This window comes from uncultured Dietzia sp. (assembly GCF_937873725.1).
GTDB lineage: Bacteria > Actinomycetota > Actinomycetes > Mycobacteriales > Mycobacteriaceae > Dietzia.
In genome coordinates, this window is the sequence record NZ_CALMYY010000101.1 from 41,809 (window position 1) to 66,261 (window position 24,453).

At 71.8% G+C, this 24,453-nt stretch carries 24 protein-coding genes and 1 tRNA gene; 22 read left to right on the forward strand and 3 right to left on the reverse strand.

What is annotated here, in order from left to right; translation table 11 throughout:
- The first annotated feature begins 114 nt into the window (after positions 1-114).
- From Q0444_RS10585 to Q0444_RS10595, 3 genes are all read left to right on the forward strand, one after another.
- Positions 115-405 (forward strand): DUF485 domain-containing protein, encoded by a 291-nt coding sequence (locus tag Q0444_RS10585; protein WP_291082410.1) that lies wholly within the window; start codon positions 115-117, stop codon positions 403-405.
- The gene (locus Q0444_RS10590) at positions 405-2,027 is read left to right on the forward strand and encodes a cation acetate symporter (protein ID WP_299023206.1); all 1,623 of its coding nucleotides are present in this window, start codon (positions 405-407) and stop codon (positions 2,025-2,027) included. The genes Q0444_RS10585 and Q0444_RS10590 overlap by 1 nt, the downstream gene beginning before the upstream one ends.
- Before the next feature lie 137 nt (positions 2,028-2,164).
- Complete coding sequence (locus Q0444_RS10595) at positions 2,165-2,707, forward strand: hypothetical protein (RefSeq protein ID WP_291080709.1); 543 nt, start codon at positions 2,165-2,167, stop codon at positions 2,705-2,707.
- 17 nt (positions 2,708-2,724) lie between these two features.
- On the opposite strand, the gene Q0444_RS10600 is transcribed toward Q0444_RS10595, so the two are convergent.
- Positions 2,725-2,800: transfer RNA gene (locus Q0444_RS10600), tRNA-Arg, on the reverse strand.
- Between the two features lie 212 nt (positions 2,801-3,012).
- On the opposite strand from Q0444_RS10600, the gene rplM reads away from it, so the two are divergent.
- The 3 genes from rplM (at position 3,013) to glmM (ending at position 5,544) form a co-directional block, all read left to right on the forward strand.
- Positions 3,013-3,456 (forward strand): 50S ribosomal protein L13, encoded by a 444-nt coding sequence (gene rplM, locus Q0444_RS10605; protein WP_299023207.1) that lies wholly within the window; start codon positions 3,013-3,015, stop codon positions 3,454-3,456.
- Positions 3,453-3,995 (forward strand): 30S ribosomal protein S9, encoded by a 543-nt coding sequence (gene rpsI, locus Q0444_RS10610; RefSeq protein ID WP_291080705.1) that lies wholly within the window; start codon positions 3,453-3,455, stop codon positions 3,993-3,995. Before rplM ends, rpsI begins: the two co-directional genes overlap by 4 nt.
- A 193-nt stretch (positions 3,996-4,188) precedes the next feature.
- A complete protein-coding gene (glmM, locus tag Q0444_RS10615) occupies positions 4,189-5,544 on the forward strand; it encodes a phosphoglucosamine mutase (protein WP_291080703.1) in 1,356 nt (451 codons plus the stop codon).
- Between the two features lie 22 nt (positions 5,545-5,566).
- On the opposite strand, the gene Q0444_RS10620 is transcribed toward glmM, so the two are convergent.
- Complete coding sequence (locus Q0444_RS10620; protein WP_291080701.1) at positions 5,567-6,439, reverse strand: chlorophyllase/cutinase-like alpha/beta fold protein; 873 nt, start codon at positions 6,437-6,439, stop codon at positions 5,567-5,569.
- Between the two features lie 73 nt (positions 6,440-6,512).
- On the opposite strand from Q0444_RS10620, the gene glmS reads away from it, so the two are divergent.
- The 13 genes from glmS (at position 6,513) to Q0444_RS10685 (ending at position 19,258) form a co-directional block, all read left to right on the forward strand.
- The gene (gene glmS, locus Q0444_RS10625) at positions 6,513-8,369 is read left to right on the forward strand and encodes a glutamine--fructose-6-phosphate transaminase (isomerizing) (protein ID WP_291080699.1); all 1,857 of its coding nucleotides are present in this window, start codon (positions 6,513-6,515) and stop codon (positions 8,367-8,369) included.
- Positions 8,370-8,391: 22 nt separating this feature from the next.
- A complete protein-coding gene (locus tag Q0444_RS10630) occupies positions 8,392-9,891 on the forward strand; it encodes a bifunctional ADP-dependent NAD(P)H-hydrate dehydratase/NAD(P)H-hydrate epimerase (RefSeq protein ID WP_299023208.1) in 1,500 nt (499 codons plus the stop codon).
- A gap of 37 nt (positions 9,892-9,928) precedes the next feature.
- Entirely contained in the window at positions 9,929-11,125 is a 1,197-nt protein-coding gene (gene alr / locus Q0444_RS10635; protein ID WP_299023209.1) for an alanine racemase, read from the forward strand.
- Positions 11,122-12,375 (forward strand): alpha/beta fold hydrolase, encoded by a 1,254-nt coding sequence (locus Q0444_RS10640; RefSeq protein ID WP_299023210.1) that lies wholly within the window; start codon positions 11,122-11,124, stop codon positions 12,373-12,375. The genes alr and Q0444_RS10640 overlap by 4 nt, the downstream gene beginning before the upstream one ends.
- Positions 12,372-12,884: a tRNA (adenosine(37)-N6)-threonylcarbamoyltransferase complex ATPase subunit type 1 TsaE gene (locus tag Q0444_RS10645; protein WP_291080691.1), complete on the forward strand. Its 513-nt coding sequence runs from the start codon at positions 12,372-12,374 to the stop codon at positions 12,882-12,884. Before Q0444_RS10640 ends, Q0444_RS10645 begins: the two co-directional genes overlap by 4 nt.
- Before the next feature lie 5 nt (positions 12,885-12,889).
- Complete coding sequence (gene tsaB, locus Q0444_RS10650; protein WP_291080689.1) at positions 12,890-13,630, forward strand: tRNA (adenosine(37)-N6)-threonylcarbamoyltransferase complex dimerization subunit type 1 TsaB; 741 nt, start codon at positions 12,890-12,892, stop codon at positions 13,628-13,630.
- A complete protein-coding gene (gene rimI, locus Q0444_RS10655; protein WP_291080687.1) occupies positions 13,627-14,145 on the forward strand; it encodes a ribosomal protein S18-alanine N-acetyltransferase in 519 nt (172 codons plus the stop codon). The genes tsaB and rimI overlap by 4 nt, the downstream gene beginning before the upstream one ends.
- 8 nt (positions 14,146-14,153) lie before the next feature.
- A complete protein-coding gene (gene tsaD / locus Q0444_RS10660) occupies positions 14,154-15,179 on the forward strand; it encodes a tRNA (adenosine(37)-N6)-threonylcarbamoyltransferase complex transferase subunit TsaD (RefSeq protein WP_299023232.1) in 1,026 nt (341 codons plus the stop codon).
- Between the two features lie 182 nt (positions 15,180-15,361).
- Positions 15,362-15,649 (forward strand): co-chaperone GroES, encoded by a 288-nt coding sequence (groES, locus tag Q0444_RS10665; RefSeq protein ID WP_017837219.1) that lies wholly within the window; start codon positions 15,362-15,364, stop codon positions 15,647-15,649.
- A gap of 122 nt (positions 15,650-15,771) precedes the next feature.
- Positions 15,772-17,394 (forward strand): chaperonin GroEL, encoded by a 1,623-nt coding sequence (gene groL / locus Q0444_RS10670; protein ID WP_291080682.1) that lies wholly within the window; start codon positions 15,772-15,774, stop codon positions 17,392-17,394.
- A gap of 273 nt (positions 17,395-17,667) precedes the next feature.
- A complete protein-coding gene (locus Q0444_RS10675) occupies positions 17,668-18,249 on the forward strand; it encodes a sigma-70 family RNA polymerase sigma factor (protein WP_299023211.1) in 582 nt (193 codons plus the stop codon).
- On the forward strand, positions 18,246-18,716 hold the full coding sequence (locus tag Q0444_RS10680; protein WP_299023212.1) for an anti-sigma-D factor RsdA: 471 nt from the start codon (positions 18,246-18,248) through the stop codon (positions 18,714-18,716). Before Q0444_RS10675 ends, Q0444_RS10680 begins: the two co-directional genes overlap by 4 nt.
- Positions 18,653-19,258, forward strand: coding sequence for a hypothetical protein (locus tag Q0444_RS10685; RefSeq protein ID WP_299023213.1), 606 nt, complete (start codon positions 18,653-18,655; stop codon positions 19,256-19,258). Before Q0444_RS10680 ends, Q0444_RS10685 begins: the two co-directional genes overlap by 64 nt.
- A gap of 83 nt (positions 19,259-19,341) precedes the next feature.
- Here Q0444_RS10685 and Q0444_RS10690 read toward each other — a convergent pair whose 3' ends face one another.
- Positions 19,342-19,740: a DUF5319 domain-containing protein gene (locus tag Q0444_RS10690; RefSeq protein ID WP_291080715.1), complete on the reverse strand. Its 399-nt coding sequence runs from the start codon at positions 19,738-19,740 to the stop codon at positions 19,342-19,344.
- Between the two features lie 135 nt (positions 19,741-19,875).
- Between Q0444_RS10690 and guaB the strand changes: the two genes are divergently transcribed.
- The 3 genes from guaB (at position 19,876) to Q0444_RS10705 (ending at position 24,446) form a co-directional block, all read left to right on the forward strand.
- Positions 19,876-21,411, forward strand: a complete 1,536-nt coding sequence (guaB, locus tag Q0444_RS10695) for an IMP dehydrogenase (RefSeq protein ID WP_291080677.1) — start codon at positions 19,876-19,878, stop codon at positions 21,409-21,411.
- 6 nt (positions 21,412-21,417) lie between these two features.
- Positions 21,418-22,557, forward strand: coding sequence for a GuaB3 family IMP dehydrogenase-related protein (locus Q0444_RS10700; protein WP_291080675.1), 1,140 nt, complete (start codon positions 21,418-21,420; stop codon positions 22,555-22,557).
- Positions 22,558-22,676: 119 nt separating this feature from the next.
- Positions 22,677-24,446, forward strand: coding sequence for an FAD-dependent oxidoreductase (locus tag Q0444_RS10705; RefSeq protein WP_299023214.1), 1,770 nt, complete (start codon positions 22,677-22,679; stop codon positions 24,444-24,446).
- The last annotated feature ends 7 nt before the right edge of the window (positions 24,447-24,453 follow it).

A 24,453-nucleotide genomic window follows, 5' to 3' on the forward strand; every position in this document is an offset into this window, starting at 1 on the left:
CAACAGAGGTGCGGCTCGAGCGATCTGAAACGGAGGACCCCCGTGTCCCAACCAACTGATCCGCCGACGGGGGGGCCACCCCGGCGCACGCCGGAAGCGCCGGAATTCGCGGCGATGCGCACCAGCCCGGAGTTCGAGGAACTGCGAAGCCGCTTCAGGTCGTTCGTGTTCCCCATGACGATCGCGTTCCTCGTCTGGTACTTCCTCTACGTTCTACTGTCGATCTACGCGACGGGCTTCATGGGCTCGCGAGCGTTCGGGAACATCACCTGGGGTCTCATCATCGGGTTGGGGCAGTTCGTCACCACGTTCCTCATCACGTTCCTCTACATCCGGTTCGCCAACCGGGAGATCGATCCCCGCGCGGCAGCGATCCGCCACGAGCTGGAAGGTGAGGTGGCCTGATGGGCGACTGGCTGATCAACATCAACGAACTCGTCCCGGGCGAGCAGGTCGGCAGCACCGTGCTCAACATGGTCGTCTTCGGCGTCTTCATCGTCATCACGATGACCCTCGTGCTGAGGGCCTCCAAATCGACCAAGTCGACCAAGGACTTCTACACCGGCGGTTCGAGCTTCACCGGACCCCAGAACGGGTTCGCGATCGCCGGCGACTACCTGTCGGCGGCCTCGTTCCTCGGCATCGCCGGCGCCATCGCGATCAACGGCTACGACGGCTTCCTCTACTCCATCGGCTTCCTGGTGGCCTGGCTCGTCGCCCTGATGCTGGTCGCGGAGTTGATGCGCAACACGGGCCGATTCACGATGGCGGACGTGCTGAGCTTCCGGCTCAACCAGCGGCCGGTCCGGATGGCCGCGGCCCTGGCGACCCTCGCGGTGTGCCTGTTCTACCTCATCGCCCAGATGGCGGGCGCGGGTGGCCTGGTCGCCCTTCTCCTCAACATCGACGACTCGACCGGGCAGGCGATCGTCGTCGCGGTCGTGGGACTGCTGATGATCGTGTACGTCCTGGTCGGCGGCATGAAGGGCACCACCTACGTCCAGATGGTCAAGGCGGTCCTGCTCGTGGGCGGCGTGTTGATCATGTGCATCCTCGTGCTGGTGGCCGCCCGCGGCAACTTCTCCGCGCTGCTCGGTGAGGCGGTGGCCAACTCCGGCAAGGACCTGCTCCAACCGGGTCTGCAGTACGGCGCCACCGAGACCAGCAAGCTCGACTTCGTCTCGCTGTCGATCGCCCTGGTCTTCGGCACCGCCGGTCTCCCGCACGTGCTGATGCGCTTCTACACCGTCCCGACGGCCAAGGAGGCGCGCCGGTCCGTGACCTGGGCGATCGTCCTCATCGGCGGCTTCTACCTGTTCACCCTCGTCCTCGGCTTCGGCGCGGCGGCGATGGTGGGGCCCGAGGTCATCAAGGCGGCGCCGGGCGGCGTCAACTCGGCGGCACCGCTGCTGGCGTTCGCCCTCGGCGGCGAGATCTTCCTGGGCATCATCTCGGCGGTCGCCTTCGCCACCATCCTCGCGGTGGTGGCCGGACTGGCGATCACCGCGTCGGCGTCGTTCGCCCACGACATCTACAACGGCGTGATCAAGCACGGCAAGGCGACCGAGAAGGACCAGCTCCGGGTCTCCAGGATCACCGTGGTCGTGATCGGCCTCGTGTCGATCGTGATGGGGATCGGCGCGATGGGTCAGAACATCGCGTTCCTCGTGGCGCTCGCCTTTGCCATCGCGGCCTCGGCGAACCTGCCGACGATCCTGTACTCGCTGTTCTGGAAGCGGTTCAACACCACCGGCGCCCTGTGCTCCATGTACGGCGGCCTGATCACCACCCTGGTGCTGATCGCGCTGTCGCCGGCCGTCTCCGGCAGTGAGAAGTCGATGATCTCCAGCGTGGACTTCTCCCTGTTCCCGCTGTCCAATCCGGGCATCGTGTCGATCCCGCTGGCGTTCCTGCTGGGCATCATCGGTACCTTCCTCGGCAAGAAGGACGAGTTCCCCGAGAGGCGGATCGAGATGGAGGTGCGCTCCCTCACGGGTGTCGGTGTGGAGAAGACGATCTCGCACTGACGGATCCGCACTGACGGACGCGTCCCGGCGCGACCCACCACCGGCCCGCCCGACCGCCACAACGGTCGGGCGGGCCGCGTCATGTCCACGGGAGGGCTACCCTCGGGGACCACCACACGTAATCGAAGGCGGTAGCGATGTATCCCGGACAGGACGACCAGACACGGCGGATGGGGCAGCAGCCGGAATCCCGCGCGTATTCGCAGGCCGGCGGGAACCCCGCGTACGACGAGCCCTACGCGACCGACCCCGGGTATCCGGAGCGCCGCGAACCCCGCGGCCCGGCGCTCGACGTGGGGAAGTTCGTCGGCAGCGTCGCCGCCACCGCGCTGGTCGCGGCGATCGCCGGGTGGCTGATCTCGTGGGTGGTCGACGCGGTGTTCACCAGGTTCGGTCACCAGTGGGCAGGCGGCGGCAACACCCCCACCATGTACGCCGTGTACGGGGCGGTGGCGGCGCTCCTGGCGGGCCTGCTCTGGTACCTCCTGCTGGTGGGTACCGCGAACCCCCAGCAGTTCTTCTCGTGGACCGTCGGGCTCCTCATCGTGGCCGCGGTGGCCCTGCCCCTGTTGGTCACGGTCCCGTTCCTTGACGGTCTGGCGGCGGCGATAGTGCACCTGCTCATCGGGCTGCCGATCCTCGCGCTGACCGGGTCGCTCAACGCCACCCTCCGGCGCTGACGATCGGAGGGGGCACGTGGTGCCCTCGAGAGGAATCGAACCTCCGACACCGGCTTTAGGAGAGCCGTGCTCTATCCACTGAGCTACGAGGGCGGGAACCGGGGAGAGTCTAACTGATGGCCGGGGCGGGCGTGGCCGCGAGTTGGAGCGACGCACCGCGGCCGGTAGGGTAGACCGCTGGCGTCCGTGTCGTCCCCGTCGCCGGGGATCGACGGACCGCCTCCGCGGGTCACCACCGGCCGCCGCGCGAGGGGGAGGGCGTCCGTCCGGCCGGCAGCCCTACTAGATAGACAGAGGTATCGCCTGTGTCCACGTATGCCCCCAAGCCCGGGGACGTGACGCGCGCCTGGTACGTCATCGACGCCACCGATGTGGTTCTCGGTCGACTCGCCGTCCAGGTCGCCAACATCCTCCGCGGCAAGCACAAGCCGCAGTTCGCCCCGAACGCCGACACCGGCGACTTCGTCATCATCATCAACGCCGACAAGGTCGCGATCTCGTCCAACAAGCGCGAGCGCGTCTTCCACCACCGCCACTCCGGTTTCCCGGGCGGGCTCAAGTCGCAGTCCCTCGGCAAGGCCATGGAGACGCGCCCGGACCGCGTCGTCGAGAAGGCGGTCAAGGGCATGCTCCCGAGCAACAAGCTCGGCAATGCCGTCGCCTCCAAGCTGAAGGTGTACGCGGGTCCCGAGCACCCGCACGCCGCCCAGCAGCCCGTGCCCTACGAGATCAAGCAGGTGGCCCAGTGACCGACGAGAACATCACCCCCGAGGCCGAGGTCGCCGACGACACCGTGGCGGATCTCGCCGCCGAGGTCGCCGAGGACTACAGCGAGGCCGACTACGCCGGTGGCACCGAGTACGACTCCGGCACCGAGACCCAGCTGGCGCCGATCGTCACCTCCGGCCCGACGCAGGCCGTCGGCCGCCGCAAGGAGGCCGTCGCCCGCGTCCGCCTCGTGCCCGGCTCCGGCCAGTTCACGCTGAACGGTCGCACCCTCGAGGGCTACTTCCCGAACAAGGTGCACCAGCAGCTGGTCAAGTCGCCGCTGGTGCTAGTCGAGCGCGAGGAGCAGTTCGACATCGTGGGTCTGCTCCACGGTGGCGGGCCGTCCGGGCAGGCGGGCGCGTTGCGTCTGGCCATCGCCCGTGCGCTCATCGAGTACGCCCCGGACGATCGCCCGGCCCTGAAGAAGGCCGGCTTCCTTACCCGGGACGCCCGCGCCGTCGAGCGCAAGAAGGCCGGCCTCAAGAAGGCCCGTAAGGCCCCGCAGTACTCGAAGCGCTGATCTCTCCCGCCGAGATCGCGTCACCCAGAGCAGGTTCCCGCACCGCGCGGGGGCCTGCTCTGGTCCTTTCCAGGACGCTGTCCCCTCAGCGGTTATCCTGACCGAGGCCCGAACGCCGACTGTCGGCGGCAATGCTCACACGGTGAACATCAGCGGCGCGAACGCGCACACCCGAATCCGGAGGATTCACGACATGACCCGACTCTTCGGCACCGACGGGGTCCGCGGACTGGCCAACCGGACGCTCACCGCGGACCTGGCGCTGCGGCTCGGAGCCGCCGCCGCGGCCGTCCTCGCGGCGGAACGCGACCACGACGGCACCGTCACCGCCCGCCCGCTGGCAGTGGTGGGACGGGACCCGCGCGTCTCCGGCGAGATGCTCGAAGCCGCCCTCTCGGCAGGCCTGTCCAGCCAGGGCGTCGACGTGCTCCTGGTGGGCGAGCTGCCCACCCCGGCCGTCGCCCACCTCACCGCCCAGCACGGGGCCGCGCTCGGCGCGATGATCTCCGCCTCGCACAACGCCATGCCGGACAACGGCATCAAGTTCTTCGCCGCCGGCGGGCACAAGCTCGGCGACCACGTCGAGGACGCCATCGAGTCCGCGCTCACCGGTGAGCCGATCACCGGCCCGACCGGTGACGCGATCGGCCGGATCAGCCGCGCCTGCCCCGCAGACGCCCTGGACGGCTATGTCGGCCATCTGCTCAGCGCCACGCCGGGTCGGCTGGACGGCCTCGTCGTCGTCGTCGACTGCGCCAACGGCGCCGCCAGCGACGCCGCGCCGCGCGCCTACCGCGAGGCCGGCGCCACGGTGATCGAGATCCACGCCAGCCCCGACGGCTACAACATCAACGACAAATGCGGCTCCACCCACCTCGACGACGTGCGCGCCGCGGTGGTCGAGCACGGCGCCGACCTCGGCCTGGCGCACGACGGCGACGCCGACCGCTGCCTCGCCGTGGACGCCGCCGGCGAGGTGGTCGACGGCGACCAGATCATGGCCATCCTCGCCCTCGCGATGCGCGACTCCGGCGAGCTGGCGGAGAACACCCTGGTCGCCACCGTGATGAGCAACCTCGGACTCAAGGTCGCCATGCGCGAGGCGGGCATCGAGATCGCCGAGACCAAGGTCGGCGACCGGTACGTGCTCGAGCGGCTGCGCGAGGGCTCCTACAGCCTCGGCGGCGAGCAGTCCGGGCACCTCGTGCTGCCCGCGCACGCCACCACCGGCGACGGCGTCCTGACCGGCCTGCGGATCATGGCGCGGATGGCCGAGACCGGCAAGAGCCTCGCCGAGCTGGCCGGCGTCATGACCGTCCTGCCGCAGGTGCTCATCAACGTGCCCGTCGGGGACAAGGCCGCAGTGGCCGCGTCCGGCGCCGTGGCCGATGCCGTGGCGGCGGAGGAGGCGACGCTCGGTAGTGCCGGCCGCGTGCTGCTGCGCCCGTCGGGGACCGAGCAACTCGTCCGCGTGATGGTCGAGGCGCAGGACCCCGACCTCGCGCAGGGCGTCGCCGAGCGGCTCGCGGACGTCGTCGCCGCGGTCTGAGCCGGTCGGGGAGGGCGCCGGTTCAGCTCCCGGTGAGGCCCTTGACCAACTTGAGGAGCGGCGGGGTGCTGGGGACGAGGTCGTCCCCCTCCTCGTCCAGCATCTCGTCGGTCACCGTGACGGCGCCCTTGAACCCGGCGTCGGGGTCGGCGAACGCGGCGTAGGCGTCGTCCCCCGCGAGCGTGGCCAGCAGGTAACCGGCGAGAAGCGGCCGCACCGTGCGCTGCGTGCGGTGGTCCGGGTCGGCCAGGCCGACGTACTTGAGCAGCGGGGCGCCCTCGACCAGTCCCGGCTCGATCGCCTTGGCCATGCGCCGGTGCACTATCGGCCCGCGCCACGCCAGGTGGAGTGCGCGCGCGTCCTCGGCGTGGACGCCGCCCGACGCGGACAGCAGCAACGCGGGGGCGTCGATGGTCACGGCGCGATCGGCGGCCGCGGGGACGGTCTCCGTGGGGAAGAGCATCGCCACCGCGTCGATGTCCGTGCGCTGGGACGCCAACAGGGCGCCGACCCCTCCGCCCAGCCCGTGGCCGACCAGGCCTATCCGGCGCGCATCGGCGCGGACCGCCCCCCGTCCGAGGGTGGCCTGGAGGGCGTCCTCGACGGCGGCCGACAGGTGGTCGGCGTAGTGCTGGTGGTGCGGCCGGACCGACGTGTCGGTGGCCGGTGCCACTACGACGAAGCCCCACGACGCGAGGTGCTTGAGGGTGTCGACGTAGTGACGGGGGGCCTTGGTCCAGTCGTGCGCGAAGCCCACCAGGGGTGCGGGCGACGACGCGTCCCGGGGGACGAACACCGTGCCGGGGGTCCCGGTGAAGCCGAGATCGCCGGTGTCGACCCCGTGGGGGCCCCGGCGACTGAGCGTCTCGAGCAGTTCCTTGGTCTTGATGGCCACGGGGCCAACAGTATCGCCTCCCGCGCACGGACGGTGCCGGGGAGCCGGGTCGGCGTGGCTACACTTAGCGCCCATGTGCGGAATCGTCGGTTATGTGGGGCATCAGGCTGCCCTCCCCGTTGTGGTCGAGGCCCTACGGCGGATGGAGTACCGCGGATACGACTCGTCCGGGGTGGCCATTCTCGACGGGTCGGGCTCGTCCCGGGTCGAGAAGAAGGAGGGCAAGCTCGCCAACCTCGAGGCCGCGCTCGACGCCGCCGGCCGGGACGGGTTCCCGGGCACCACGGGGATCGGCCACACGCGGTGGGCCACCCACGGGCGCCCGAGTGACCGCAACGCCCACCCCCACGTGTCGGGGGACGTGGCGATCGTGCACAACGGCATCATCGAGAACTTCGCCCCGCTGAGAGCCGAGCTCGAGGCCGCGGGCGTCGAGCTGGAGTCGGATACCGACTCCGAGGTCGCCGCGCACCTGTTGGCCCGCGAGATGTCTTCCGGCCCGAACGCCGGGGACTTCGTCGCCGCGTGCCGCGCCGTGCTCAACCGCCTCGAGGGCGCGTTCACGCTGGTGTTCAGTCACGCCGCCCACCCCGACACCCTCGTCGCCGCCCGTCGCTCCACCCCGCTCGTGCTGGGCGTGGGGGAGGGGGAGATGTTCCTCGGGTCGGACGTCGCCGCGTTCATCGAGCACACCCGCGAGGCGGTGGAGCTCGGCCAGGACAACGTGGTGGTGCTGCGGGCCGACGGATACGAGATCACCGACTTCGCCGGTGAGCCCTCCGAGGGCCGTCCGTTCCACATCGACTGGGACCTCGCCGCCGCCGAGAAGGGCGGGTACGACTACTTCATGCTCAAGGAGATCACCGAGCAGCCGGCGGCCGTGGCGGACACCCTCCTCGGCCATTTCCAGGACGGCCGCATCGTGCTGGACGAGCAGCGGATGAGCGACCAGGAACTGCGGGACATCGACAAGGTGTTCATCGTGGCCTGCGGCAGTGCCTACCACTCCGGGATGGTGGCCAAGTACGCGATCGAGCACTGGACGCGGCTGCCGTGTGAGGTCGAGATCGCCTCGGAGTTCCGCTACCGCGACCCCGTGCTGGACCGGTCCACCCTGGTGGTGGCGATCTCCCAGTCCGGCGAGACCGCCGACACCCTCGAGGCGGTGCGACACGCCAGGGCGCAGAAGGCCCGCGTGTTGGCGGTGTGCAACACCAACGGCTCGCAGATCCCCCGGGAGGCCGACGCCGTGCTCTACACGCACGCCGGCCCCGAGATCGGCGTGGCGTCCACCAAGGCGTACCTCGCGCAGATCACCGCCAACTACCTCGTCGGCCTGGCGTTGGCGCAGGCCCGCGGCACCAAGTACCCCGACGAGGTGGCCGCCGAGTTCCGCCAGCTCGAGCAGATGCCGGCCCTCATCCAGCAGGTCGTGGACTCCCTGGAGCCGGTCCGCGAGATCGCGCGGGAGCTGGCCGACTCCAAATCCGTGCTGTTCCTCGGTCGTCACGTCGGCTACCCGACGGCGCTCGAGGGCGCGCTCAAGCTCAAGGAGCTCGCGTACATGCACGCGGAGGGTTTCCCCGCCGGCGAGCTCAAGCACGGCCCCATCGCGCTCATCGAGGACGGCCTGCCCGTCTTTGTGGTGATGCCCCCCGTCGAGGGCCGCGGGGTCCTCCACTCCAAGCTGGTGAGCAACATCCAGGAGATCCGGGCCCGCGGCGCGCGGACCATCGTGATCGCCGAGGAGGGTGACGAGGTGGTGCGGCCGCTGGCGGACCACTTCATCCCGATCCCGGCCACGACCACGCTCCTGCAGCCGCTGCTGGCCACGATCCCGTATCAGGCGTTCGCCGCCGAGGTGGCCGCCGCCCGCGGCTACGACGTGGACAAGCCGCGCAACCTGGCCAAGTCCGTCACGGTGGAGTGACCCGTCCGCGAGACTGACGGTCATGAGGCGAGCACACCCGGTCGAGGCGATCCGGGCCGCCGAGCGCCCGCTTCTCGAGGCGGCCGAGGCATCCGGTGACCCGGACGCCGTGATGCGTCGCGCGGCCGCGGGCGTCGCCCACCACACCGCCGCGCTGCTGCGCTCGAGGTCCGGCGGCGTGTTCGGCCGGTCGGTCCTGCTGATCGTGGGCAGCGGGGACAACGGTGGGGACGCCCTGTACGCCGGCGCGATGCTGCGGGCCCGGGGCTGCCGCGTCGAGGCGGTCCTGCTCGACCCGGCCCGGGCGCACGCGCGGGCCCTCGCCGCGTTGCGGCGTGCGGGGGGGCGGGCGGCCGGGTTCCGCGCCGGGCCCGGTGCCGGGGCCACCCCGCCCGACGTGGTGATCGACGGGGTCGTGGGCCTGGCGGGCAGCGGCCCGCTGCGGGAGCCGGCGGCGGGGATCGTCGCCCACCACGCCGCGGCGGGGGTCCCGTTCGTGTCGGTGGATCTGCCGAGCGGGGTCGACGCGGACACGGGAACGGTCCACGACCCGCACGTGCCGGCCCACGTCACCGTGACCTTCGGCGCTCTCCGGCGGGCCCACCTGCTGGCCTCCCCGGCGTGCGGCCGGGTCGAGGTGGTGGACATCGGGATGGGCGGGATCCCCGCCGGACCGCGATCCGTCCGCCGACCGGACCGCGCGGAGGTCGGCCGGTCGTGGCCGGTGCCCGGGCCGGGCGACGACAAGTACAGCCAGGGCGTGGTGGCGATCCGCGCCGGTTCCGACCGCTTCCCCGGGGCGGCCGTCCTCTGCGCCTCGGCGGCGGTGGCGGCGACCTCGGGGATGGTGCGCTACGTGGGTTCGGGCTCGGGCGCGGTGCTCGCTGTCCGGCCCGAGGTGGTGTGTCACCCGTCGGTGGCGGAGGCGGGGACCGCGCAGGCCTGGGTCGTGGGCCCGGGTGCGGGCACCGGCGCCGAGGCCGTGGCCGACATCGACGCCGTCCTCGCGCACGGGCTGCCGACGGTGCTCGACGCCGACGCCCTGACCTGCGTCGCCGCCCACCCGGTCCTGCTGCGCGGCGTCGCCGCGTCGGTGCTGCTCCCCCCCCACGCGGGGGAGTTCGACCGCCTCACCGGCGGGTGGGACCGGGCGGACCGGGCCGGGGCCCTGCGCCGGTACGTCGCCGGTCTACGAGACCGGGGGATCAACGCGACGGTGCTGCTCAAGGGACGCGTCACGCTTGTCGACGACGGCGAGACGACCTGGTCCGTCGACGCCGGCTGCTCCTGGGCCGCCACGGCAGGCTCCGGGGATGTGCTGTCCGGGATAGCCGGGGCGTTGCTCGCGGGCGGCAGGGGGGACGGTCGGGCCGCGGCGTGGCCGGCGGTCGCGGCGGCGGTGGAGCGCGCCGGCGCCGCCCGCGCCGCCGCGGTGCGAACGGGCGGGGCGGGCGCGCCGATCGGTGCCACCGACCTGCTGTCCGCACTCCCGGGGGCGATCTCCTCGCTCCGCGATGAATGAATCGCCACCGTCGCCGCTGTTTGGCATAATGGACAAAATGGGTCTGATTGTCCCGCCGGCGCCGTGCCGCGCCGAGATCGATCTGGACGCGATCGAGCACAACGCCCGCGTCCTGCTCCGGTCTGCCCGCGGCGCGCGGGTGATGGCCGTGGTCAAGGCCGACGCCTACGGCCACGGTGCCGTCCCGGTCTCCCTCGCGGCGCTGCGCGGGGGTGCGGACGCCCTCGGGGTGACCACGATCGGGGAGGCGCTCGAACTGCGCGGGGCGGGGATCGACGCGGAGATCCTGGCCTGGCTCTACTCGGCCGGCGACGACGTCCGTTCCGCTCTGGAGGCAGACGTGGACCTCGCGGTCCCCGGGCCCGGTCACCTCGACACCATCCTCGACGCCGCGCGCCGCACCGGCCGCCGCGCCCGGGTGACCCCCAAGATCGACACCGGGCTCGCCCGCTCCGGGATCACGCTGGACGACTGGCCCGCCGTCCTCGACAGGCTGGTGGACGCCTCGGAGGAGGGGCTCATCGAGGTCACCGGGTTGATGGCGCACTTCGCGCATGCCGACGACCCGGGGAACCCGGTGATCGACCAGCAGGTGGCGCGGCTGCACGAGTGCGTGGCGCAGGCCCGCGCGCGCGGCCTGGACTGCCCCGTCAACCACCACGCCAACTCGGCCGCGACGCTGACCCGCCCGGAGGACGGCTTCGAGATGGTCCGGCCCGGGATCGCCCTGTACGGGCTCTCCCCGGTCGACGACCCGGGGGTGGAGCTCATTCCGGCCATGACGTTCTCGGCGGAGGTCCTGATGACCAAGCGGCTGGCGGCCGGTCAGGGTGTGAGCTACGGGCACACCTGGCACGCGCCCCGCGACACCACGGTCGCGCTCGTGGCGGCGGGGTACGCCGACGGGGTGTGGCGCCTGCTCTCGGGCAGGCTCGACGTCTCGATCGGTGGCCGTCGGTACCCGAACGTCGGTCGCGTCTGCATGGACCAGTTCGTCGTGGACCTCGGGCCGGACCCGGGTGACGCGGTGCGGGCGGGCGACACCGCGGTCCTGTTCGGTGCGGGTTCCGACGGGGGCCCCACGGCCGCCGAGTGGGCGCGGGCCCTGGGGACCATCCACTACGAGGTCGTCACCGCCGTCCGCGGCCGGGCGAGCCGCCAGTACGTTCTCAGGGGGCACCACGTCCCCGGGGGCAACGGTGTCCCCGGGGGGCACAGGGAGGGTCAACGATGAGCGAGAACCAGGACACCGCGGATCGTCGCGGGGGTAGGCCGCGGATCCGGTTGCCCCGCCGCCCCACCCGGACCCCGGGGGAGGAGCCGGTCGAGGTCCGGCCCCCCGAGCTCGTCGGCGGGGATCCGGCTGACGTCGAGGCGGTGGCCGAACAGATCCGCACGCCCGGCGGCCTGGCCGCGGGGCTCAGCGCACTCGGGGCGGCCACCATCGGATCCGTCGGCACGCTCCTGCCCGGGCGGCGGGCCAACGACCCGTGGGCGGGCGAGGACATGTGGGAACTGGGCGTGGACCGCGGCTCGATGGTCGCCGCCTCGGACGGCGTCCCGCTGGCCGTGCGCGAGGCCGGGCCGACCGACGCCCCGATGACGGTGGTGTTCGCCCACGGCTACACGCTCTCGATGGATTCCTGGCACTTCCAGCGCCGGCACCTGCAGGACCGGTTCGGGTCCGAGGTCCGGATGGTGTTCTACGACCAGCGCGGTCACGGCCTCAGCGGGAAGAGTTCCCGTGCCAACTCGACCATCGCGCAGCTCGCCTCCGACCTCGACACGGTCGTCTCGGCGACGGCCCCGACGGGCCCGATCGTGGTGATCGGTCACTCCATGGGGGGCATGACCGTCATGGGCTACGCCGCCCGCCACCCCGGGTCCGTCCGCGAGCGGGTCCTGGGGGTGGGGCTGGTCGCCACCGCCATGGCCGAGCTGTCCGAGGCGGGGCTCGGCGCGGTGCTCGACAGCAGGACCGTCGCCAGGGTCGCGGGTCTCGCCGGACGGACCCCCGGCGTGTTCACCGGCGGGCGACGAGCCCTCGGCGCGCTCATCTCCCCGTTCATCTACGGTGGCTCGTTCGGCGACCCGGCCAGGATGAGCCCGACCGTCGCCAGGTTCGTGGACAAGCTCATCGCGTCGACCGACGTGCTGACCATCGCGAACTTCTTCGAGACCCTCACCCAACACGACGAGACCGCCGCGATGCCCGTGTTGCGGTCCGTGCGCACCACCGTGCTGTGCGGCGACCGCGACCTGCTCACCCCGCTCGACCGGTCCGTGGACATCGCGGAGGCGCTGCCGGACGCGGAGTTCGTCGTGGTCCCGGGGTGCGGTCACATGGTGATGATGGAGGAGCCCGCACACGTCTCCGAGGTCCTCGGTGACCTCATCGCGGACGCGATCGTCGAGTGGCGCACGCGTATCCGCGCCGCCGAGGAGAACGGCGGCCCCCCGGCGGGGCACAGCAAGGCCTCGTGACGATCGGGGTGCCGGGGGAACGCGAGTTGCCCTCGGTGGAGCACACCCACGCGCTCGGGGCGGAGCTGGCCGGACTGCTGCGGGCCGGGGACGTGGTGGTGCTCGACGGGCCCCTCGGCGCGGGCAAGACCGCGCTCGCCTCGGGGATCGCCGCCGGGCTCGGGGTCCGCGGGCGCGTGACGTCGCCGACCTTCGTCATCGCGCGCCGCCACGCGCCGGGAACCGCGGACGGGCCGGGGCTGGTCCACGTGGACGCGTATCGCCTGCTCGGGGGCGAGGACCCCCACGGCGGTCGGCCCGGCCGGGCGGACCTGGCCGACCAGCTCGAATCGCTCGACCTGGACTCCGCGCTGGACCGCGACGTGGTGGTGGTCGAATGGGGCGCGGGGTTCGTCGACTCCCTGGTCGCCGACCCGCTCGTCGTCACGCTGAGCCGCGGCGAGGACACGGACGTGCGCTCGGCGGTCTGGCACCGGGCCGGGGGCGCGCCGGGCCCGGCGGTACCCTGACCGGTGTGCTGGTCCTCGCCGTAGACACCTCCACCCCCGCCGTCACCGCGGGGGTCTGCCGCCTCGTGCGCGGCGACGGCCGCCCGGTCGTCACCACCCTCGCCTCGCGGGTCACCGAGGACGCTCGCGCCCACGCGGAGCTGCTCACCCCCCACATCCTCGACAGCCTCGCCGAGGCGGGACTCGCCCCGGCCGAGCTCGACGCGGTGGTGGTGGGGGTCGGTCCCGGGCCGTTCACCGGGCTGCGGGTGGGGATGGCCACCGCGGCGGCGTTCGCGGACGCGATCGGGCGACCGGTGTACGGGGTGGTCTCGCTCGACGGGCTCGCGGAGACCGCGCGCGCCGCCGGGGTGGTCGGCGAGCTCGTCGTCGTCACCGACGCCCGGCGCCGCGAGGCCTACCACGCGCGCTACTCCGCGGACGGCGCCCGCGTCTCCGGACCGACGGTCGGCCCCGCCGCCGACATCGCGGTGGAGGGCGTCGACCACCTGGTGGGCGACCCCGCCCGGCTCGCCGAGGTCGTCGGCGCCGCGTCCCCGGCCGCGGCGGGTCTGGTCGCGCCCGGCCCGGTCTCGCCGGACCCCGCCGGGCTCGTCAGGGTCGCGGCCGGAGACCTGCTGCGCGGCGTGACCCCGGCCCCGCTCGAACCCCTCTACCTCAGGCGGCCGGACGCGGTTCCGCCCCGCAGGGTGGAGCCGTCGCGGGCGTTGCGGGGCGTCGACCGCAGTGGCGGCCCGCGCCGATGAGCGGGACGGATCCGGACGGGGTGGTCTACGGGCCGCTCACCGCCGAGGACGCGACGGGCTGCGCCGGCCTCGAGCGGATCCTGTTCGCCGGTGACGGGCCGTGGTCGGCGGCGGCGTTCCTGTCCGAGATCGGGTCCCGCCACACCACGTGCGTGGCGGCCCGGGCGGGCGAGCGGCTGGTCGGGTACGCGGTGCTCGCGGCGCTCGGGCGACCGGGCGACCGGGAGTTCGAGGTGCACACCATCGGGGTCGACCCCGCGTACCAGGGGCGGGGGATCGGGCGCACGATGCTCCGTCGCCTGCTCGACCTGGCGGACGCGGAGTCCGCACCGGTGGTGCTGGACGTGCGCACCGACAACCTGCCGGCGCGATCGCTGTACCTCGCGCACGGCTTCGAGGTGGCGGGGGTGCGGCCCCGCTACTACCGGCCGAGCATGGCCGATGCCTACCTGATGGTCCGGTCCGCGGTGCCCCGGGCGGGGCACCGCGACACCGAGGAGGGGAGTGGCCCGTGAGAACGGTCATGGGGATCGAGAGCTCGTGCGACGAGACGGGGGTGGCGGTCGCGCGGATCCACGACGACGGTCGGGTCGAACTGCTCTCCGACGTGGTGGCCTCGTCGATGTCCGAGCACGCGCGGTTCGGCGGGGTGGTTCCCGAGATCGCCTCCCGGGCACACCTCGAGGCGCTAGTGCCGACGGTCCGGGGGGCGCTCGCCGACGCGGGGGTCGACCGGCCCGACGCCGTCGCCACGACCATCGGACCCGGGCTGTCCGGAGCGCTGCTGGTGGGCTCGTCGGCGGCCAAGGCCTACGCGGCGGCGTGGGGGACGCCGTTCTACGCCGTCAACCATCTGGTCGGGCACGTGGCCGTGGCGGGATTTGACGGTGACCCGCTCGGCGAGTGCGTGGCGCTGCTCGTCTCCGGCGGGCACACGCAGCTGCTGCACGTGACGTCGTTGACCGAGCCCGTGGTGGAACTCGGCTCGACCGTCGACGACGCGGCGGGGGAGGCCTACGACAAGGTGGCGCGGTTGCTGGGCCTGGGCTACCCGGGCGGTCCGGCGATCGACAGGCTCGCCGCGTCCGGCGATCCCGCGGCCATCGCGTTCCCGCGCGGCATGACCGGCCCCCGGGACGCGCGTCACGACTTCTCCTTCTCCGGGCTCAAGACCTCCGTCGCGAGGCGGATCGAGGCCGCGGAGCGGGACGGCGTCCGGGTGGACGTGGCGGACGTCGCGGCCTCGTTCCAGGAGGCCGTCGCCGACGTGCTCACCATGAAGGCGGTCCGGGCCTGCACCGACCTCGGCGTGGACACGCTCCTAGTGGGCGGAGGGGTGGCGGCCAACTCCAGGCTCCGGGAGTTGGCCGCGCAGCGGTGCGCCGAGGCGGGCATCACCCTGAGGGTCCCCCGCCCACGCCTGTGCACGGACAACGGGGCGATGGTGGTGGGCGTGGCGTCGGCGCTGTTCGCCTCGGGGGCCGAGCCCAGCGCCCTCACGGTGGCCGTCGACCCGGGGCTGCCGGTCGGGGTGACGCAGGTGAGGTGAGGCCTGCCCGGGTGTTCGCCCTCGGCGAATCGGGCCGATCGGGCACCCGGGGCACTTGAGTGCTGGCACTCGCACATATAGAGTGCCAATAGGCATGGACCCGGCCGCGTCACCCGCGACGACGCCACCCCGGATCCCGCCCCCCAGAACACACATCACCATCTACACACGGAGGATCCATCGTGGCGATCAAGCCGCTTGAGGACAAGATTCTCGTCGAGGCCACCGCTGCCGAGACCACCACGGCGTCCGGCCTCGTCATCCCGGACACCGCCAAGGAGAAGCCCCAGGAGGGCACCGTGGTCGCGGTCGGCAAGGGCCGCTTCGACGAGGACGGTGACCGCATCCCCATGGACATCAAGGAGGGTGACAAGGTCATCTACTCCAAGTACGGCGGCACCGAGATCAAGTACGAGGGCAAGGAGTACCTGATCCTCTCCTCGCGCGACGTTCTCGCGGTCATCGACTGACGTGAGCTCGTAACCCCCGCCCCGGTGGCGCCGGACAGTGACCGGCCCCGCCGGGGCGGTGGTGTCTCACGCTGCTCGTCCCGCCCGTCCCGAACACCCTTTTTCTCCCCAGGAGTCCATCCATGTCCAAGTTGATCGCGTTCGACGAGGAGGCCCGCAAGGGCATGCTCGCCGGTGTCGACGAACTCGCCGACACCGTCAAGGTCACGCTCGGCCCCAAGGGTCGGCACGTCGTGCTGGCCAAGGCCTTCGGTGGCCCCACCGTCACCAACGACGGCGTCTCCATCGCCCGCGAGATCGAGCTCTCCGAGCCGTTCGCGAACCTCGGTGCGCAGCTGGTCAAGAGCGTCGCCACCAAGACCAACGACGTCGCGGGTGACGGCACCACCACCGCGACCGTGCTGGCCCAGGCCCTCATCCGTGAGGGTCTGCGCAACGTCACCGCCGGGTCCAACCCCATGTCCATGGGCAAGGGCATCGAGAAGGCGTCGGCGGCGGTCGTGGAGTTCCTCAGGTCCGCGGCCACCCCGGTCTCCGGGTCCGAGGCCGTGGCCCAGGTGGCCACGGTGTCCTCGCGTGATCCCGAGATCGGTCGCATGGTCTCCGAGGCCATGGACGCGGTCGGCGTCAACGGCGTCGTCTCCGTGGAGGAGTCGCAGGGTCTGCTGACCGAGGTCACCGTGACCGAGGGCATCGCTTTTGACAAGGGCTACCTCAGCCCGTACTTCGTCACCGACCCCGACGAGCAGAAGGCCATCTACGAGGACGTCCTGATCCTCCTGCACCGCGAGAAGATCAGCTCCCTCCCCGACCTCCTCCCCCTCCTGGAGAAGGTCGCCGAGACCGGCAAGCCGCTGCTCATCGTGGCCGAGGACGTCGACGGCGAGGCGCTGTCGACCCTGGTCGTGAACTCCATCCGCAAGACCCTCAAGGCCGTCGCGATCAAGGCCCCGTACTTCGGGGACCGGCGCAAGGCGTTCCAGGACGACCTGGCGATCGTCCTCAAGGGTCAGGTCGTCAGCCCCGACCTGGGCATGAAGCTCTCGGACTGCGGCCTCGAGGTGCTCGGCCACGCCCGCCGCGTGACCGTGTCCAAGGACGAGACGATCATCGTCGACGGCGACGGTGACCAGGCGGACGTCGACGCCCGGGTGGCGCAGCTGCGTCGCGAGGCCGAGGCCACCGATTCCGACTGGGATCGCGAGAAGCTCGAGGAGCGCATCGCCAAGCTCTCCGGCGGAGTCGCCGTGATCCGCGTGGGCGCGGCCACGGAGACCGAGCTCACCGAGCGCAAGCTGCGCGTCGAGGACGCGGTCAACTCGGCCAAGGCCGCGGTCGAGGAGGGCGTGATCGCCGGTGGCGGTTCCGTGCTCGTCCAGGCCGCGGCCTCGCTCGAGCGGCTGGCCGCGGACACCGCCGACGCCGACGAGGCCGTGGGCGTGAACGTGGTCCGCAAGGCGCTCTCGGCACCGCTGTTCTGGATCGCCGCCAACGCGGGCGAGGACGGCTCCGTGGTGGTCAACAAGGTGTCCGGCCTCGGCCCGCGGGACGGCTTCAACGCCGCCACCGGCGAGTACGGCGACCTGGTGTCGGCGGGGATCATCGACCCGGTCAAGGTCACCAGCTCGGCGGTCGTCAACGCCTGTTCGGTCGCGCGGATGGTCCTCACCACCGAGACCGCGATCGTCGAGAAGCCCGAGGAGCGGGGCGGCGACGCTCACTCGCACGCCGGCCATTCTCACTGACATCGGGCGAGACCGGGCCCCGGCCACCGCGACAGCGGGGCCGGGGCCCGTTCCCCTTTGTCGGGCGGGCGTGTGGTCTCATGACGGCGTCAACGGTTACGCTGGACTCTCACGAGATGACCTCCGGCCCAGGGGTCACGCACGTATCCTGTGCCCACGTCCCGAGAGACACCCGCGGGCCGCGCGTGGGACCACGACGTCCGGCGTCGTTCACCACGACAGAAAGGCCGTGCCCCGTAACACACCCGTGTAACGAGAGGCCCCCCGAATTCGATGACAGGTATAGCAGACGAGTTGGAACTCGCCGTCGCAGACGCGGTCAAGGGAGACCGGACCGCAGCGGCGCGGGTGCTCGAACTCGTACGTCCCGGTGTGGTGCGCTATTGCCGCTCCCGCGTCGGGGGTGCGGAGAGGGTCAACCTGTCTGCTGACGATGTCGCGCAGGAGGTGTTGATCGCGGTGCTCTCGGCGCTGCCGGGATATCGCGATCAGGGACGTCCCTTCATGGCGTTCGTGTACGGGATCGCAGCCCACAAGGTTGCGGACGCCCACCGGGGAGCCGCACGGAACAAGTCGGATCCCGTGGAGTACCTCCCCGAGGTGCTCTCGACGGACACGGGGCCGGAGGACCACGTCCTGGACGGCGAGGTGACCAGGGCGATGAGCCGTCTGCTGGGGACCCTGCCGGAGAAGCAGCGGGAGATCATCCGGCTGCGAGTGGTGGTCGGTCTCTCCGCGGAGGAGACCGCGGAGATCGTGGACAGTACGGCCGGTGCCGTGCGCGTCGCCCAGCACAGGGCGATGAAGCAGCTCCGGGCACGGCTCGAGAAGGACGGAGAGGAGCGATGGCGATGAACGACGACGAAGTGGATCCCGGCACCCGGGACGACGACGCCTCGCTCACCGACGAGAGGTGCGAGCCGGGCGAGGTGGAGCGTGACGACGCGCTCCTCGACGCCCTCGCGGCGGGCGACCGGCCCGCGTCCGAGGACCCGCTTCTCGCCCTGTTGTCGGACTGGCGCGCCGAGGTGGGCGCCGCACCCCTGCCCGGGTTGCCGAGCGCCGAGGAGATCGAGATCGCCCTCGCGCCCAACGTCTCCCGCCTGTGGCCGCGACGCGGCTGGGCGAAGTCCCACGAACATCACCACGGGCAGCGCCCGGCGCTCTGGCAGGCGGTGACCGGTGCCGCCGCCGTGGCCGCCGTGATCGTCGGGGGGCTGTCCGTCGCCGCGCACAGCGCGATGCCGGGTGACCCCCTGTGGGGGTCTCCAAGACGATCTTCTCCGATCGCGCCGGCGAGGTGGAGCTGGTCAGCGACCTGACCGAGCACCTGGCGGCGGCGGACCTGGCCGCCCGCGAAGGTGACCGGGACACGGCCGAGCGACTCCTGGACGAGGTGACCGACCGGCTGGACGAGGTCGCGGACGCGTCGGAGCGGGTCGAGTTGATGAAGCGTCGCGACGCGATCATGAGGGACCTGAGCCGGGTCACCCCGAGCGCGGTCCCGTCGCCGGCCCCCGCTCCCGTCCCGGCCCCGGGGCCGGGACCGGGTGTCGCCACGCTCGTCCCGGGGATCCCGGTTCCGCTACCGACGAACCTCATCCAGCCGCCCCCGCCCGGTATCCCGGTGATCCCGCTGCCCCTCGACGGGTTGCGGATCCCGACCACGCTGCAGATCCCGATCGACACACAGCGGCTGCAGGACTTCCTGTCACCCACCACCGGGCTGGAGGAGTCGGATGAGGACGAGTCGGTCACGCCGACCCCGTCCCCCACGCGGACCACCGTGACCCAGGTCCCGACCCCGTCGACGAGTCCGGCCAGCGACCCTCAGACAGCGCAGTCGAGCCAGCCCGCCAACTGAGGGCACTCATCGACACGGGCCCCGCCCGCACCGTCGCCGGTGCGGGCGGGGCCCGTGTCGTCAGCGGGTCGGCAGGCGCCGGGTCAGCGCCGCCAGTTGAGGCGCCGCGGACGCATCGCGCGAACCCCCTCGACGTATCCGCGGCAGAACTCCCACGTGGCGTAGTCGTCCGGGATCGGATCGAACGCCGGCTCGTGGGGCAGCACCGATCCGTCCAGGAGGAGTTGCATGAGGTTGGCGCGGAGCATGTCCCACTCGTGGTAGTGCTCCTCGTCGCAGTCCTCGCACTGCACGGCGACGCCCTTGACCCCGGTCGGGGCCAGGAGTTCGCGGAACTCGGCGAGATCGGCCAGATCCTCCTCGATCGCGAGCCGTTCGTCGGGATCGAGCGGACCGGAGGGGGAACCGTCGTCGACGGGATCCAGCCCGGCCAGTTCCGCGGCCGGGTCGTCCGGATCGCCGGCGAAGGGGTCGGGCGGCATGCCGTCTCGTAGCGGATCGTTCACACCCCCACCGTACCCGTGACCACCACCTCGCGGGGCCGACGGTTCGAGCCGAAGAGCCCGGACGCACTATCCTCGGGGAAAGCAGTGAGACCACCACCAGGAGGACGGCAGATGAGCGAGTCGCGAGGCCCCGTACGCACCGGCGGCGACGATCCGAGCAAGGTCGCCATGGTGGGCCTTACCTTCGACGACGTGCTGCTTCTCCCGGCCGCCTCCGAGGTCGTCCCGAGCGAGGTCGACACGAGCACTCGTCTCACCCGGGACATCACGCTCCGCGTCCCGCTGGTCTCGTCGGCCATGGACACCGTGACCGAGGCGCGCATGGCGATCGCCATGGCCCGCCAGGGCGGGATCGGGGTGCTGCACCGGAACCTGTCGGCCGCGGACCAGGCGGCACAGGTGGACACGGTCAAGCGATCGGAGGCCGGGATGGTCACCGACCCGGTGACCTGTTCGCCCGCCAACACCCTCGCCGAGGTCGACGAGATGTGCGCCCGCTATCGGATCTCCGGCCTTCCGGTCACCGACGAGCGCGGCGAGCTGGTGGGGATCATCACCAACCGTGACATGCGATTCGAGGTCGACAAGTCCCGGCGGGTCGACGAGGTCATGACCCGCGCGCCGCTGGTGGTCGCCCGCGAGGGCGTCACGGCGGAGGCGGCGCTCGGGCTCCTGCGCCGTCACAAGATCGAGAAGCTGCCGATCGTGGACGGCGACGGTCGGCTCACCGGGCTCATCACGGTCAAGGACTTCGTCAAGACCGAGAAGCACCCGGACGCCACCAAGGATTCCGACGGGCGGCTGCGGGTGGCGGCCGCGATCGGCACGGGCGAGGACGCCTGGCAGCGCGCGGGCATGCTCACCGAGGCCGGGGTGGATGTCCTGGTGGTGGACACCGCGCACGCGCACAACCGGAACGCCCTCGAGATGGTCGCGCGCGTCAAGCGCGACCTGGGGGACCGCGTCCAGGTGATCGGGGGCAACCTCGCCACCCGCGGCGCGGCCCAGGCCATGATCGACGCGGGCGCGGACGCCATCAAGGTGGGCATCGGCCCCGGTTCGATCTGCACCACCCGCGTCGTCGCGGGCGTGGGCGCTCCCCAGATCACGGCCATCCTCGAGGCGTCCGTCGCCGCGCAGGCGGCGGGCATCCCGGTGATCGCCGACGGCGGCATGCAGTACTCCGGCGATGTGGCCAAGGCCATCGCCGCCGGGGCGTCCGCGTGCATGTTCGGTTCGCTCCTGGCGGGCTGCACCGAGTCGCCCGGGGAGCTCATCTTTGTGGACGGCAAGCAGTACAAGGTCTACCGCGGCATGGGCTCGCTGGGCGCGATGCGTGGACGCGGCAAGCGGGGCCAGGAGAAGTCGTACTCCAAGGACCGGTACTTCCAGGACAACGTCCTGTCCGAGGAGAAGCTGGTGCCCGAGGGCATCGAGGGGCGGGTCCCCTACCGGGGCGACGTCGCGCAGGTGCTGCACCAGCTCACCGGGGGGTTGCGGGCGGGTATGGGCTACACCGGCTCGGCCACCATCCCGGACATGAACCGCGCCCAGTTCGTCCAGATCACCGCGGCGGGCCTCAAGGAGAGCCACCCCCACGCGATCCAGATGACCGTCGAGGCACCCAACTACACCATCAAGGACTGAAGGCGCGTGCGAGACGTCGTGGAGATCGGAATGGGCCGCGAGGCCCGTCGGATGTACGGGCTGGGCGATGTGGACATCGTTCCCTCGCGCCGGACCCGCAGTTCCAAGGAGGTGTCGACGGCCTGGCAGATCGATGCCTACCGGATGGACATCCCCGTGATGACCCACCCGACTGACGCGGTGGTCTCCCCGGCCTCGGCGGTGGAGTTCTCCAGGCTGGGTGGTCTGGCGGTGCTCAACGGTGAGGGGTTGTGGGCCCGGCACGCGGACCCCGAGGCCGCGATCGCTCAGTTGCGTGAGATCGCGCTCGAGGACGTGACCGGTCACCGGGCGGTGGCGCGTCTGCAGGAACTGCACCGCGCGCCGATCGACCACGACCTGCTCGCCGCCGCGGTCACGAGGATCCGGGACGAGGGGGGGACCGTCGCCGTCCGGGTGTCCCCTCAGCATGCCCGCGCCCTCACCCCGGGCCTCGTCGCGGCCGGCATCGACATGCTGGTCGTCCAGGGCACGATCATCTCCGCCGAGCACGTGAGCGGAGAGGACGAGCCCCTGAACCTCAAGGAGTTCATCGGGGGACTCGACGTGCCGGTGATCGCCGGCGGTGTCGTGGACCACAAGACCGCCCTGCACCTCATGCGCACGGGCGCGGCCGGCGTGATCGTCGGCTACGGCGGCGTCGACGGTGTCACCACCACCGGCCAGGTGCTGGGCATGGAGGTCCACATGGCCACCGCGATCGCCGACGCGGCGGCCGCGCGCCGTGACTACCTCGACGAGACCGGTGGGCGCTACGTCCACGTCCTGGCCGACGGTGACATCTACACCTCCGGGGACATCGCCCGCGCGGTGGCCTGCGGCGCCGATGCCGTGGTGCTGGGCCCGCTCCTGGCCGGCGCTCTCGAGTCGCCCGGTGGCGGCGTCTACTGGAACTCGGTCTCCGCCCACCCCAAGGTCCCCCGCGGCCACGTCGCGGAGATCGACGAGGAGACGGCGCTGGCCCCGCTGGCGGAGGTTCTCGAGGGGCCGACGAGCGTCCCGGACGGGACCCGCAACCTCATGGGCGGCCTGCGCCGGGCGATGGCCAAGTGCGGGTACTCCGACGTCAAGGGATTCCAGAGGGTGGACCTGTCCGTGCGTCCGTGACCCGCCGGGGCGGCACGCCGGCGCGGAGGCGTCTGGACAAAACGAACCCTACTGTCGGGTAAGTTCGCGGTTCCTCGGGTAGTGTGATCCACATCCTCGACCACCCAGGGAGTTCCACCATGACGTCACACACGCCGTCGCCGTCGCCCTCGACCGCCGACCCCGCCGTGAGCACCGATACCGATGTCATCGTGATCGGGTCGGGATTCGGGGGAAGCGTCACGGCGCTCCGCCTGTCGGAGAAGGGGTACCGGGTCACGGTGCTCGAGGCGGGCCGCCGATTCGAGGACGCGGATTTCCCCAAGACCTCGTGGCGGCTCAACAGGTACGTGTGGGCGCCCAAGCTCAAGCTCTTCGGGCTCCAGCGCGTGCACATGCTGCGCGACGTGATGATCCTCGCGGGCGCGGGAGTGGGCGGCGGGTCACTGAACTACGCCAACACGCTGTACAAGCCGTCCACCCCGTTCTTCAAGGACCGGCAGTGGGGGCACATCACGGACTGGGAGGACGAGCTCACCCCGTTCTACGACCAGGGTCGCCGCATGCTCGGCGTGGTCACCAACCCCACGCACACGCACTCGGACGAGGTCATGAAGTCGGTCGCCGAGGACATGGGCGCGGGGGACACCTTCGTCTACACCCCGGTCGGCGTGTTCTTCGGCGAGAAGACCGGTGGCGAGGGCAAGCCGGGGCAGACCGTCAAGGATCCGTACTTCGGCGGGGCGGGGCCGGACCGCCCCGCCTGCATCGAGTGCGGAGAGTGCATGACCGGGTGCCGCCACGGCGCCAAGAACACGCTGTTGAAGAACTACCTCGGCCTGGCCGAGCGCGCCGGTGCCCGGGTGCTCGACCGGACGACCGTCAGCGGCCTGCGCGAGCGCGGCGACGGCACGTGGGAGGTCACGTGCGAGCGCACAGGCGCGTGGACCGCCCGCGGCAAGCGCACCACCACCATGACGTCCGCCCACGTGGTGGTGGCCGCGGGAACCTGGGGCACCCAGCACCTGCTCCACTACGCCAAGGACGACGGGTCGCTGCCCAAGCTGTCCGACGCGCTCGGCAATCTCACGCGCACCAACTCGGAGTCGATCCTCGGGGCGATGCGGCCGAACTACATGCCGGAGCAGGACTTCTCCGAGGGGGTGGCCATCACGTCGTCGTTCCATCCCCGGCCCGACACCCACATCGAACCGGTCCGGTACGGCAAGGGCTCCAACGCCATCGCCATCCTGCAGACCCTGCTGACCGACGGTGACGGGCCGCTGCCGCGGTGGCGGACCCTGCTGAACGAGGTCCGGCGTGAACCGCGGATGTTCCTCCAGCTCTTCTACCTGCGGCGCTGGAGCCAGCGGTCGGTGATCGCCCTGGTCATGCAGACCCTGGACAACTCGCTCCAGACCTCGGTCAAGCGCGTCGGTCCGTTCCGGTACGTCACCAGCACACAGGGCCACGGCGAGCCCAACCCGACGTGGATCCCCGCCGGCAACGAGGCCACCCGCAGGATGGCCGAGAAGATCGGCGGACTCCCGGGTGGCACCTGGGGCGAGATCGCGAACATGCCCCTGACCGCCCACTTCCTGGGCGGATGCGCGATCTCGGATTCGCCCGAGGCCGGTGTCGTCGACCCGTACCACCGGGTGTGGAACTACCCGACGATGCACATCGTGGACGGTTCCGCGATCTCGGCCAACCTCGGCGTCAACCCGGCCCTGAGCATCACCGCGCAGGCCGAGCGGGCCATGTCCCTGTGGCCCAACAAGGGCGAGGCCGACCCCCGGCCCGCCCAGGGGGAGCGCTACCGGCGCGTGGCACCCGTGCGGCCCGCGGCCCCGGTCGTCCCGGAGGCCGCGCCCGGCGCGCTCCGCCTGCCCATCGTCGGGGTCAGCTGACGGAGCG